Genomic DNA, 13,110 nt, shown 5'->3' with positions numbered 1-13,110 from the left:
TAACTATTCCTTTGGGAGAGGTTCAAACGCAGTTAGAGCCTTACAACACCTTTTGTTGTTTCTCATGCATTCCACGACTAATTTCCTCAGTGACACTTATCCTCTGTTTACTTTTATTACGGATAATCCAAACGAACACCAAAGTGATGAGCAGCGGATAGCCTATCGCCCAACCCGTAAAAGGAAACACAGCAGCTGTTGCTAAAAAAGAAATCCAGCTTATCGTCACGCCTAAGCGACTTCCTTTGAGCAGGCGTATCCCTGCGGCACAACCTCCGATATAGGTTAGGATAAAAGTAGCGTTCGGAAACTGGATCAGAGTGGTGATGGAGATGGACCCGCTGCCATACAGTGTCATCACTGTTACAAAACAGAGCAGAAGAAAAGCTATGCCACCGATAGGGGTATGGTATAGTTTGGATATTTTACCCATCCATTTCGGTGCGGAGCCTTGGCGCGATAAAGCATAAGCCACACGTGAGGCAGCTCCTGCATAGGCAATAATTGTGGCTGTACAGATGAACAGACCGGTAAGTCCGGCGATAAATCCTCCCCAGCGCCCAAGAGGCTGACTAATAATCCAGACGAGTGATGTGCTTGCTCCACCTTTGAGGTAGCTTTGTGTACCAACAGTTGCTAGTGCGGAGAGAAAATATAGAATCCCTACTATAATAGCGGCGATGGTGACCCCTTTAACGGCGGCACGCTGTGGGTCCTTGAACTCCTCAGATAGGTGTGAGACAGCTTCCCAGCCAATAAAACACCAGAATAAGATTGCTGCAACCTGGCCAATGCTCATCCATCCATGTGGGACAAAGGGAGTGAAGTGTTCGACTTCCATGCGAGGCAGTGCAGTAGCAAAGGAGAAGACCAGCACAGCAACAATCGCTATTACTACCGCTATCTGTACCTTTCCAGCGACCTGCATGCCAATCCAGTTCGTAATCAGACCAATGACCAGCATAATAGCGGCGATAGTAATTCTCGCAGATTCGTCCCAGCCCATAGCGGCTGTCATATAACCCGCTCCAGTCAGTGCAGCAACAGGTGCACCAATCGGAACGGACATCAGAAAAAACCACCCCACCAGTGAGCCAGCTTTTGGACCAAAAGCAAGCGTTACAAAATGGGACACACCTCCGGCGTTAGGGAATTTAGCAGAGAGCAGACCCATTGATAAGGCCATCGGCAAAATCAGCAACGACATAAATCCCCACGCCAGTAATGAAGCGGGACCCGCCATTTCTGCAGCTAAACCAGGAACAATTAAGACCCCAGAACCCAACACAGCCCCGATGTAAAGGGCAATAGCCTGAGGCATGCCAATGTTTTTTTGTAAAGTGTTTGAACCGGATTCCTTCATGTTTTTTTATCCTGCTTTCCTTGTCTTTTGTTCTAGAGTAGCAGATAATAGATCCATTGGAAAAACAGAATTTTTGAATAGTATCCATTCAATATTCCGATGGTTCATTTTCATTTAGGGGGAAATTCATGGAGTCACGTCATCTTTTTACCTTTTTAGTGGTAGTGGAGACGGGCAGTTTTACTAGAGCAGCACAGAAGCTTGATTATGCACAGTCCAGTATTACTGCACAAATCCAAGCACTAGAGTCTGAAATTGGCCAGCCATTATTTGATCGGATCAGTAAAAAGATTATTCTAACCGACGCAGGCCGTCGTTTGCTTCCGTTCGCACAGGAAATATCCAGAATGCACAATTTAGCACAGGACGCGTTACGCTCGGATAGTGAACTAACGGGTTCTTTGCGGATTGGGGCTCCTGAATCTCTGGCTGCTTTTCGCTTACCAGGCATTATTAAGGAGTTTCGCGCTAAATATCCGCAGGTGCAAATTATTCTGAAGCCTGGAGCTTGCTGGGAACTATCAGATTTTGTCCGTTCGGGTGAACTGGATTTAGCGTTCTTATTGCAACCTGAGACGGAAGATAAAGATTTAAATATAGAAACATTAGTACATGAGCCGATGACGCTGATCGCAGCGCCAGATCATCCCTTATTAAACCTTGCTGAGGTAGAACCCCTTCATTTAAAAGGAGTGACCATACTTCATACCGAAACTGGCTGTTCCTACCGGACTTTATTTGAACGGCATTTGAACAGTTACGGTGTATTTCCTGACCCCACGTTAGAGTTTTGGAGTATCGAGGCGATAAAGCAATGTGTAATGGCTGATCTTGGCATTGCCTTTCTTCCATTAATTACTGTAAAAAATGAACTGGCTGAAGGCAAACTTGCCAGATTAAATTGGAATGATGAATCACAGCGTGTGGCGACGCAGATCGCCTATCATCATAAAAAATGGAAATCGCCCGTGCTTACGGAGTTCTTACTTGCAATAAAAAAACATGCTGAGCAATGGAGAAGTCTAATATAGATCAACATTAACAAGGAGGCTCTAAGGCATGAATGAGTGGTGTGAAGACTACGAAGAAGGGCTGGAGGCCTTTCTCATCTGGATGAAGGATGCCGGGTACACTCCCTATACGCAAAAATCCTATTTAGTAGATGTGAAACAGTTTTTAGACAGTCTGAATGGTAAAAAGCTTGAGACAGTGAAGAAGCTGCATGTCATTTCCTTTTTGACCTCTGTCCGCGAACGTGGAGTGAGTGATGCCACTCGTAACCGGAAGCATGCTGCGATTAACTGTTTTTTCAAGTCATTGATCGAGCTGGAACTACTACAGAACAACCCGGCAGCCGGAATTAAGAAATCCAAAACTGAGATCAATCGTGAGCCGGTTTACTTAGATGAAAGTGATCTGGGGCGGTTTTTATCTTCTATAGATGGTAAATACAAAAAGCGTAATTTAGCAGTTTTTTTGTTGATGTCCTATATGGGGCTTCGGGTGGGGGAAGTCCACACGCTGAATTTGAGTGATTATAATGTAGAAAGACATTCCCTCCGTGTGTTTGGGAAGGGGCGTAAATGGCGTAATGTGCCGGTTCCCGAGGATGTAGTGCCTTTTCTCGACTCCGCGTTAGCAGAAAGGTTAGACCCTTGGCGCAGTAAAGAGGAAGCGATGTTCATTTCACAAAAAGGACGCAGGTTGTCTATCCGAGGCATTCAGCAAATCGCAGCAGATACCTTCGATCGTTTCCAAAGGGATGTGCCAGCAGCACAGCGACGCCCGTATTCAAGCCATAAGCTCCGACATTCTTTTGCAACCATGCTGCTGAGAAAAGGGGCAGATCTGCGTACCGTACAGGAACTGCTAGGTCACTCCTCGATCCAGACTACAACCGTATACACACATATCACGAGTCGTGAGAAGGAAGAGGCCATGTCTAAATTACAAATCCAGCTGTGATTGAAAAGAAAGCAACCTCCTTAGAAAATCGATAACAAAAAATAACTTGTTATTATAACGGTATTGATTTATTCTAACAGTTATTAAGAGTTTTATAGGAGGTCCTAATCGTGAAGAATGTTTTTCTAAAAGGGATGACTTATGGCTGGGGATCAAAACGAGGTGAATACCGTACAGAATATGCAGAAGATTCGATGAGAAAGCTGGCAGAGACAGGTAGTGAATGGATTGCCTTATCTTTTTGGACATGGCAAGACACTGTGCATTCAACAGAAATTCATTATGATTACGGTTACACGGTGACTGATCGTGATCTCACACATGCGGTACAACTGGCAAAACAGCTTGGTCTTAAAGTTTGTCTTAAACCTGTAGTGAATTCGAGGGATGGCATTTGGAGAGCTAGGATTGGATTTCCGGAAGAGGGAGATGTTTATTGGGCAGCATGGTTCCGTTCTTATACTAATTTCATTAAACACTACGCAGAGTTGGCGGAAGAACTTGAATGTGAGATGTTCTGTATCGGCTGCGAAATGGTCGGCACAGAGTCTAGAACTGCGGAATGGAGACAATTGATTCAAGAGGTCACCAATCTTTATACAGGGCCGATCATTTATAATGCCAATCATGGCAAAGAAGAAGGAATCGAGTGGCTGGATGAGGTGGATTTTATCGGAACCAGCGCTTATTATCCGGTAGCTTCAGTGCCGGGAGATTCTTATGAGAATATGCTGGCTGGTTGGGAGCGGCAGAAACCGCGGCTTAAGTCACTCTCTGAGCGATTTGGCAAGCCTCTCGTATTCATCGAGATTGGCTGCCGAAGTGCTCATGGGTGTGCCACCATGCCATGGGACTTTACATACACAGACTTACCATATTCAGAAGATGAACAGGCCAACTTCTATCGCTCAGCGCTGGAAGCATTCTGGAATGAACCTTGGTTTGCCGGTTACTTCTGGTGGGATTGGAGCACGAAATTGTATGACTTAGAAGAGGCTTCCATTGACCGTGGTTTTGATATTTATGGCAAAAAAGCCGAACAAGTTCTCAAAGAATACTATAAGCAAACTATCACTAAATAAATTGATAAAAAAGATCCGGAATTTCAGGTGAGCCTGGCCTGCTAAAGGATCTTTTTGTCATTGGCAGGCTAAGTTAATTCGTGTTATATTAAAAACCGTCCTTTTCATAGTGGAGGCAACGCTCCACATATAAAAAGGACGGTTTCTTGTGTCTTTTGTAGTCAAAAAGGGCTGTTTCCAGCCAGATTCGCTTACAATTCTAGCTTAGCTATTTCTGCTTTTAGCTTCTCAGCGGATTTCTGGAATAAAGCCTGTTCGGTTTCATTGAGTGGGAGGTCCAGTACCTGTCGAACACCCGAGCGATCTACTACGCAAGGTGCACCGAGATAGACATCCGAAACCCCGTTATAGTTATTTAATAAAGTAGAAACATTCAACACGGCGCCTTCATTATGAAGAATGGAGACTACAATTCGGTCCAGTGCAAGCGCTATTGCATATGAGGTTGAGCCTTTGGCATCAATTATTTCATAGGCTGCATTCTTGGTATCTTGGAAGATTTCTTCGCGTTCTGCTTCGTCAAAACCAAGATCAATCCCAGCTACATTCGCAAGACTCCAAACCGGAAGCTCTGAATCTCCATGTTCACCGATGATCTGTCCGTGAATACTGCGAGGATCGATTTCTTTGTGAAGACCGATCAAATAGCGAAAACGAGCACTATCAAGTACCGTACCAGAACCAATTACACGTCTGCGGTCAAACCCGCTTATTTTCAAAGTCGCGTAAGACAGAATATCTACAGGGTTAGTCGCAATAAGTAGAATGGCATGTTGGTTATACTTTGTAATTTTTTCAATGATATCTTTAAAAATTGAAATATTTTTACGAAGCAGATCTATCCGGGTTTCTCCCGGTTTTTGTGATGCACCGGCAGTTACTATAATGATATCTGCTTCACGGCAGTCTTCATAAGTACCAGCCCATAACTTCACACCACCGACAAAAGGCATGCCGTGATTCATATCCAGTGCTTCGCCAAGTGCTTTCTGATGATTAACGTCAATAAGTACGAGTTCGGGCATACGTCTACGTAACAATAATGTATAGGCTGTAGTTGTACCAACTGCTCCAGTACCGATAACTACGACCCGATTGGGTTTTGGGGGGGCCATGTCTCCATCTCCTTAATATTTCAAATTTTTGGTTTCAATCTTGTCCATCATAATCGTTAACGGTAGTGTTTTCAAGCTGATCTTATTTAATGCATTACCCTAATTAAGGCCATACTAAAATGTGATTTTTATTTCATTATCTTAGCAAGACTAGACAGGAGAGAATGTAAGGATGGATTTATTTCGTAAAAAGGCTCTAAACATACCCACAGTTTCTGAGGGGACGCAGTTAAACAAGACATTGGGTGCCCTGGATCTAACAATGCTTGGGGTAGGAGCCATTATCGGCACAGGTATTTTTGTAATGACAGGAGTTGCCGCAGCAGAACATGCAGGTCCTGGTCTTATAATTTCTTTTTTACTGGCGGCGTTTGCCTGTGTGCTCTCGGCATTATGTTATTCGGAATTTGCTTCGACCATTCCTGTTTCCGGGAGTGCTTATGCTTATAGTTATGTAGCCTTTGGAGAACTATTAGCTTGGATCTTAGGCTGGGATCTCGTCTTGGAATACGGAGTTGCCGCAGCGGCTGTAAGCAGTGGCTGGTCAGGGTATTTTCAGGGGTTATTAGAGGGCTTTGGGATACATCTCCCAACCGCACTATCGGGGGCTTATAATCCGGAAGCGGGTACAATAATAAATCTGCCTGCAGTAATCATCATTTTGTTAATTTCCTATTTACTGACTCGGGGAACGAAAGAAACGGCACGTTTTAACGCCATCATGGTCTTTATCAAAATAGCAGTGGTGCTTCTATTTATCGTAACTGGATTTTTCTATGTGAAGCCAGAGAATTGGACTCCATTTCTCCCCTTTGGGTACCATGGCGTGATCAATGGCGCGGCCACAGTGTTTTTTGCCTACATAGGTTTTGATGCGCTAGCAACCGCTGCAGAAGAGGTGAAAAGACCCCAACGCGATTTGCCGATTGGAATTATTTCATCCCTTGCTATCTGCACTGTCTTGTACGTTCTTGTCTCACTCGTATTAACAGGTATTGTTCCATATACTGATCTCAATGTTAGTGATCCTGTATCTTATGCGCTTCGCTTTGTAAATCAGGATATGATTGCCGGTCTGATCTCTGTTGGAGCCATCGCGGGAATGACTACAGTACTCCTCGTGATGTTATTCGGTCAAACCCGGCTGTTATTTGCCATCTCACGTGATGGCCTACTGCCAATAAGTTTATCTAAGATTAATGCTAAAACACAGGTACCCGTACGAAGCACATGGATGGTAGGCATCTTAATAGCCGTGTTAACGGGTTTCATCCCACTGGACCGGTTGGCAAATCTGACAAGCATAGGAACATTGTTTGCCTTTTTTGTAGTGTCTTTAGGGGTAATCGCGCTTAGATATATTCATCCGGATTTAAAAAGAGGGTTCAGAGTTCCATGGGTACCTTTCATTCCGCTGTTAAGTGCGGCAACTTGTGGTATTTTGATGTATAATCTAGGAAGTGAGACATGGATTGGTTTTCTAATTTGGACAGTTGTTGGACTTCTAATCTATGCACTATACGGCTATCGTAATAGTAATTTGAATCATAAATAAGATTCAATCCATCCGAGAGGAGAGAGGTTATTGGCATCTAAGATTGCTGGATTGAAGGGAATAAGATTAATATTGATGCTGATTTTGTTAGCGTGGGTGGTCACGGCTTGTTCATCTCCTCCCCCGGAACCTACTCAGCAGCCCCAGCCGACAGAGGCACCTGAAGAAGGACAGACGATAACCCTGATTACTCCAGACGCCAATCATGTTGACAATGATAGCGCTCCGAAATATCAAATTCAGACTCGTCTTACAGATTTTCAGCTGCTTAGTGAAAGTGAAGGTCTGGCCTGGGGGGTTACCAAAAACGAACTCCGGTTGTACTTAACCCGGGATAACGGAGCAACTTGGGCTAATATTTCACCAGCACCAAATGTGCAGTTCCTCTCCAACCCTGTGTATGGGAAGGGGATTTTCTTCACGGATCCATCACATGGTTGGATTATAAGAAGTGCTTTTGGCTCGACAGAAACGATTGTGCTGCGAACCACAGATGGTGGCCAAAGCTGGAAAATCTCATCTTTAGGAGATGTTAATACAGTATCCTCTGTATATTTCAACTCACCAAAACGGGGTTGGCTGATGACCTCATGGAACGCATCTTCCAATAAAGAGAACAAGGCACTTTTTTCAACGACAGACGGTGGGGCCACTTGGGAAGAAGTGATGCAGAATGAGCAATACAATCCGAATTTCCCTAATGATTCGATACCGTTTGCCGGCGTCACCACTGGAATGATTTTTCGCAATAGTACACATGGATTTGTGACAATGCAGACAGGTGCTCTTCCCAAAATCTTTATGACAAAAGATGGCGGTAAGAGCTGGAGCCTCGGGCCAGCTTTTCTGGTTAACGAACGTTTAGAGGATTGTGACCGAGTAATTACGGGCAAACCGGAGTTCTTCGATGCCAGTAAGTCTACTGGTTGGATGTCTGTTGGCTGCCAAAAGGATAAAGAAAAAACAATCGCCTACCATGGATATTTTACGGCTAACGGTGGAGCAAACTGGAAATTTGCATCCTTTGGATTGAACGCACAAGCTGGTGTCAATCGTCAAATTGCTCCGACGTTTTTGAACTCACAGATCGGTTGGACCATACTTGGCGACACCCTTTACCATACGGTGGATCAAGGAGCTACGTGGTTACCTCTTAAAGAGAGCAGTGTACTGCGATCTAAGCTTCTGGAATATCCGGAGATTGTAAAGCTGCAGTTTTTTTCCACTGAGGTGGGGTGGCTTTTGATTGAGAAAAAAGAGGACAAGCGCTCGATACTGTTACAGACTACGAATGGTGGTATCAGCTGGCGCGTAATGTAATAAGGAAAAAGAACCTGCCTGTTGGTAGGTTCTTTTGTTGTTAGCAGAGTGGGGGTTTATTGTTGTTTGTGAATGATTGAATATAAGGAAAAAACTTATTTAAAATTTTCTTTATAAATGTGAAAAAAATCACATGACATTTAAAGAATCCTGTGATATATTTAACACATAGAAAACAAGTTCAAATTTTCACAAACTCAGACATCGAATAGGAGAGATTACAATGAAAACATTCGAAACAGATTATATGACAAGAAACCTTTTGCAACTTTGCTACAACTGTGATGACGCTCATCTTTGTGAAACTGAAGAACAATGCAGAGCTTGCTGGGCTGAAAATGGAATGTTAGATGATCAGACAGACGAAACTAAGAAATTGCTAGACCTAGTTCATGCTTAATTTAATTACTGAAAACTCTGTATAGAGACCACTCGAATTCTTGATTTTTAAGAAAACGAAGTGGTCTTTTTGCATCTAGTCTCACTTATTTAATGCTTTCTGGACTAGATGAGGCATATACATGTACAGAAGTACCCAGAACGCAGCAATTAGGCTGAATTACAAGGGGAAGAAGGGGGAAACTGTCATGGGAATGGGCCCGGATCTTTCGTGGATGTTTGATTTTGCCGGAACGGTGATGCCGATCTTTATCGTTGTTATGATTGGTATTCTTGCTATATCAGCAGGCAGGGGCTTGCTTCAATGGGGCAGGAACAATGGCTCACCCATACTAACAATCCCTGCACATATCGTTAGCAAACGGACTGAAGTACGTCAGCAGCAGCTTCAGGAAGAGAATGGCTCAACTCGTACGAGTACAACTTACTATTTAACGTACGAGCTGGAAGGCGGCAGTCGCATGGAATTTAAAGTAGATGGCCATGAATATGGCTTGAGCGCAGAAGGCGATAGAGGAATGCTTACTTATCAAGGAACTAGATATCATGGATTCCAACGACAGCCACAATACTCAACTGCGGAGTAGTCATTTGTTATATAAAATCAAAGCAGCGATCCCCATGCTAATGGAGGATCGCTGCTTTGCGTTTTGGTTATGTACAATTCAAGTTCATTGACCCTGTAGCTCTCAAAGCTCACTGATCCCGTAGCGCTCAAAGCTCACTGATACTGTAGCTCTCAAAGCTCACTGATACTGTAGCTCTCAAAGCTCACTGATACTATAGCTCTCAAAGCTCACTGATACTATAGCTCTCAAAGCTCACTGTAGGTGCGATCATCTATTAAGTGTCAGATATTCATTACCCTCTTACCTTACGGACCCAGATGACGTTATTTGTAATTTCACAGCCTTTTGAGCCTAGTTTCGGACTCCAATGCAGCTATTCATTAGAAAGATGCTTATAATCGGTGCTTTGCGGGCCAATAGGGGCTTTGGGGTCCGATAGAATCCCAAAAGTGGATTAATATCGCGAATAAGGTCGGCTGTGTCCGATAGCGCCTTCTGAGCGGACGTTTACGTGGATGCTGTTGCTGACGTTGAAGCTATTGCTGTTGCTAACAAGGACATCGACGCTGACGTGTACATTGTGGCTAAAACCGACAACGATTCCAGCACCGATTCGACGCTAAAACCGACGCCGACCCTGATGCTGCCACCAACATCGACTCAGACGCTAACGCTGTCGTTAACAAGGACATCGATGCTAACGCTGCTGACATTGTCGCTAACACCGACACCGCCCCCCGACTCAGACGCTAACGCTGTCGTTAACGAGGACATCGATGCTGACGCTGACTTTGTCGCTAACACCGCAGCTGCCCCCGACTCTTACGCTGTAACGCGAATGTAATTGGGCAAACGCAGCTTAGAGTGTAGATAAAGGGGATTTGCTGAGTGGTTAAAAGGAAAAATCCCTACTCTAAAAAATAGGCGGGAACTGTCACCTCTTAGGCGAATGCACATACTATACAGCATGCAGTTAAGAACGAGGTTGCTACAAGAAGTGACCCCAAGGAGGAGACAGCGTGGCCGTCATCAAAACGAACTCGGAAGATGTGAAGGTGCTGGCGCGGTTGATGAGAGCGGAAGCTGAGGAAGATGGAGAACTCGGTATGCTCATGGTCGGCAATGTTGGCGTCAACCGGATTCTTGGCAATTGCTTGGACTTTAATAACATTCGGAATGTGAATGACATGGTCTATCAAAGTCCAGGAGGTTTCGAAGCGCCGCAGAAGGGATACTTCTATCAGCGAGCCAGAGAAGCAGATATCCGTCTAGCCAAACGTGTAATTGCTGGTGAAAGAACCTGGCCAGCTACCAATGCTTTGTGGTTCTTCAGACCCGCAGGTGATTGTCCTGCAACCTGGTATAACCAACAAAACACAGGCCGCTTCAAAGCCCATTGCTTCTTTACTCCGACCGGAGAAGATTGCCCGACTGTATTTATCGGCAATTAGTATGGTAACTGTGCAAAGAGAATTACTCAATAAAATGAGTAATTCTCACAGAAAGTAAGAGTGATTTCAATTGTGTCCAAAGGAGTTTATGCTCCGATAAACATTTAGGAGGTTTCATTAAATGATCGTTCAACCTTACCGCCCCGTAACTTATACCATCGGTAGTGTCTCTTCTTCAGGTATGCCAATGTCTTCCGGAATGCCGATGTCATCAGGAATGCAAGGCATGGGCAGCATGCCACCTCAAGTAAGCAGTGGCAGTCCAATGACGCCAGGGGGAGTAGTAGTTCAGAATCCACCACAAACGTTCGAACAATCCTACATCGAAAATATTTTCCGCCTGAATTTAGGAAAAGTAGGTACGTTTTATTTTACTTATGAGAACAACAAAGACTGGAATGCCAAAGTTTACAAGGGTGTGCTGGAAGCGGCAGGCCGTGACCACATTATTATCAGTGACCCTGCGACTGGCCAACGCACCGTCTTACTTATGATTTATTTTGATTATGCTACCTTCGATGAGCCCCTTACTTATCAATACCCAGGTGTAATTGGCAATCCTCCCACGATGAGAAATTGTCGCTAAATGTAATCCATCTTCGATGAGAAGAACTCCAACGCCAAACGGTTAGGAGTTCTTTTTATTTGTGATTAATTTATGGAATAATCTTGATAATCACTGCCCATTTTTTTTCGAAAGGACACGCATGCTTGCGGTTTGCCCCAATATATTAATATAATAAAGTATATATTCAAAAACGTGATTCTAGACTGGAGATGAAACCATTGGGAAATTGATACTGAAAGGAACAAACGGCGAGCATTTTGCCAATACTCTGAAAAAACGAAGGAGGTGGGCCTATCCATCCATGTACGGAAAATGGTGGATAGGAGTATAAATTGAGCGACCCTTTACCCGGTATATTACATGTTGGTCTTATTATTTTGTTGGTATTGTTAAATGGATTTTTTGTTTCAGTCGAATATGCAATGGTGAAAGTACGAAGTGGTAGAATTGATACCCTGATTGAAGAAGGTAGTAAAAAAGCTTTTAATGCAAAAAGCATTGTCAGCAACCTGGATGGCTATCTCTCAGCCTGTCAGCTCGGCATTACATTGGCTTCTCTGGCATTAGGGTGGCTGGGTCAACCAGCTATAGCTAATCTTATAGGGCCTTTATTAGGAAGCATAGGTTTAGGAGAAACTGCTGTTAATGTTGTATCTTTGGTTATTGCTCTTATGTTCATTACTATCTTGCATATCGTATTAGGTGAGCTTGCACCTAAGACCATTGCTGTTAACAAGGCTGAATCTGTCCTTTTACTAACAGCAGGACCGATGAATGTATTTTACAAAATCATGTATCCAGTGATATGGATCGTTAATGGGCTGGCGCGTGGTTTACTGCAAATTTTCCGATTAGCCCCGGCTTCAGAGCTGGGAACGGCGCATACGGAAGAAGAAATTCGTATTATCATGCAGGAAAGTAACAAAAGCGGATTTATCGATAATACTGAAATGGCGTTGGTTGACAATATTTTTGAATTTGTGGATACCATGGCTCGGGAGATCATGATTCCGCGGACAGAGATGATCTGTCTGAATAATCATGTTTCTGCTGAGGAGAACCTTGAGATTGCCTATGATGGCATGAGGACACGTTATCCCGTCTGTGATGGTGATAAGGATCATATTTTAGGCTTCATCCATATAAAGGACTTAATTAAGGATCGCCCGCAAAGTTATCAGAAATTAATTCGTCCAATATTAACCGTGCCGGAATCCATTCAGATTAGCGCTTTGCTGAAAGTTATGCAGCGTGCGAAGACACAAATCGCCATATTGATCGATGAATATGGTGGAACTTCAGGAATGGTGACATTGGAAGATATCATGGAGGAAATTGTTGGAGAAATTCAGGATGAATTTGATGAGGAACGTCCCGGTGTTGAGAAGCTTGGCGAGGATGAACACTCCATTGACGGTTTGATGCTTATTGAAGAGATTAATGATCTTTTGGGTCTTCATATGGAGACTGAGGATTACGATACGATAGGCGGCTGGCTGTATTCTAAATTGGAGGTTAATCCACCTCAAAAAGGGCAATCCGTAGAATTTGATGATCATCTATTTATTGTAGAAGAGACTGAGAATAAGCGAATTTCTCGAATTAAGCTATTGCGGTTACAGTTATTGAATGAAGAAGCTGGAGCTTGATGGAATTATATATTTTTAAAATAAGAGCAGCGTTTCTCCTTTTGGAGTCACGCTGTTTTTTTTGACTATACTGT

General features: G+C 43.7%; 13 protein-coding genes. 11 read left to right on the top strand and 2 right to left on the bottom strand.

The features are described 5' to 3' along the window. Positions 1-40: 40 nt before the first annotated feature. A complete protein-coding gene (locus NSS82_RS18110) occupies positions 41-1,363 on the bottom strand; it encodes an APC family permease (protein WP_076273261.1) in 1,323 nt (440 codons plus the stop codon). A gap of 128 nt (positions 1,364-1,491) precedes the next feature. Here NSS82_RS18110 and NSS82_RS18105 point away from each other — a divergent pair, with 128 nt between their 5' ends. The 3 genes from NSS82_RS18105 to NSS82_RS18095 all read left to right on the top strand — a co-directional run bounded on the left by NSS82_RS18105 (position 1,492) and on the right by NSS82_RS18095 (position 4,410). After that, positions 1,492-2,394: a LysR family transcriptional regulator gene (locus NSS82_RS18105; protein WP_076099085.1), complete on the top strand. Its 903-nt coding sequence runs from the start codon at positions 1,492-1,494 to the stop codon at positions 2,392-2,394. Between the two features lie 28 nt (positions 2,395-2,422). Continuing rightward, the gene (locus NSS82_RS18100) at positions 2,423-3,328 is read left to right on the top strand and encodes a tyrosine-type recombinase/integrase (protein WP_038571448.1); all 906 of its coding nucleotides are present in this window, start codon (positions 2,423-2,425) and stop codon (positions 3,326-3,328) included. 110 nt (positions 3,329-3,438) lie between these two features. Beyond that, entirely contained in the window at positions 3,439-4,410 is a 972-nt protein-coding gene (locus tag NSS82_RS18095) for a glycoside hydrolase family 113 (RefSeq protein WP_249267770.1), read from the top strand. Between the two features lie 191 nt (positions 4,411-4,601). Here the strand turns inward: NSS82_RS18095 and NSS82_RS18090 are convergent, their stop codons facing one another. Then, a complete protein-coding gene (locus tag NSS82_RS18090) occupies positions 4,602-5,525 on the bottom strand; it encodes an L-lactate dehydrogenase (protein ID WP_036687562.1) in 924 nt (307 codons plus the stop codon). A 172-nt stretch (positions 5,526-5,697) separates the two neighbouring features. On the opposite strand from NSS82_RS18090, the gene NSS82_RS18085 reads away from it, so the two are divergent. The 8 genes from NSS82_RS18085 (at position 5,698) to NSS82_RS18050 (ending at position 13,036) form a co-directional block, all read left to right on the top strand. Next, a complete protein-coding gene (locus tag NSS82_RS18085; protein WP_076273260.1) occupies positions 5,698-7,080 on the top strand; it encodes an amino acid permease in 1,383 nt (460 codons plus the stop codon). 30 nt (positions 7,081-7,110) lie between these two features. Further along, complete coding sequence (locus tag NSS82_RS18080; RefSeq protein ID WP_081386671.1) at positions 7,111-8,400, top strand: VPS10 domain-containing protein; 1,290 nt, start codon at positions 7,111-7,113, stop codon at positions 8,398-8,400. A gap of 223 nt (positions 8,401-8,623) precedes the next feature. Then, complete coding sequence (locus NSS82_RS18075; RefSeq protein WP_169744776.1) at positions 8,624-8,800, top strand: hypothetical protein; 177 nt, start codon at positions 8,624-8,626, stop codon at positions 8,798-8,800. A 193-nt stretch (positions 8,801-8,993) separates the two neighbouring features. Further along, the gene (locus tag NSS82_RS18070; RefSeq protein ID WP_036687780.1) at positions 8,994-9,386 is read left to right on the top strand and encodes a DUF2500 domain-containing protein; all 393 of its coding nucleotides are present in this window, start codon (positions 8,994-8,996) and stop codon (positions 9,384-9,386) included. A 622-nt stretch (positions 9,387-10,008) separates the two neighbouring features. Further along, entirely contained in the window at positions 10,009-10,212 is a 204-nt protein-coding gene (locus NSS82_RS18065) for a hypothetical protein (RefSeq protein WP_178944253.1), read from the top strand. A 175-nt stretch (positions 10,213-10,387) separates the two neighbouring features. After that, the gene (locus tag NSS82_RS18060; RefSeq protein ID WP_036687557.1) at positions 10,388-10,819 is read left to right on the top strand and encodes a cell wall hydrolase; all 432 of its coding nucleotides are present in this window, start codon (positions 10,388-10,390) and stop codon (positions 10,817-10,819) included. Positions 10,820-10,940: 121 nt separating this feature from the next. Further along, the gene (gene gerQ, locus NSS82_RS18055) at positions 10,941-11,405 is read left to right on the top strand and encodes a spore coat protein GerQ (RefSeq protein WP_036687556.1); all 465 of its coding nucleotides are present in this window, start codon (positions 10,941-10,943) and stop codon (positions 11,403-11,405) included. Positions 11,406-11,719: 314 nt separating this feature from the next. Further along, positions 11,720-13,036 carry a hemolysin family protein gene (locus NSS82_RS18050; RefSeq protein WP_036687555.1) on the top strand — a complete coding sequence of 439 codons (1,317 nt, stop codon included), beginning with the start codon at positions 11,720-11,722 and terminating at the stop codon, positions 13,034-13,036. The last annotated feature ends 74 nt before the right edge of the window (positions 13,037-13,110 follow it).

Source organism: Paenibacillus sp. FSL H7-0735, assembly GCF_038008505.1.
Lineage (GTDB): Bacteria > Bacillota > Bacilli > Paenibacillales > Paenibacillaceae > Paenibacillus_AQ > Paenibacillus_AQ odorifer.
This window is presented reverse-complemented; position numbering and strand designations above follow the sequence as displayed.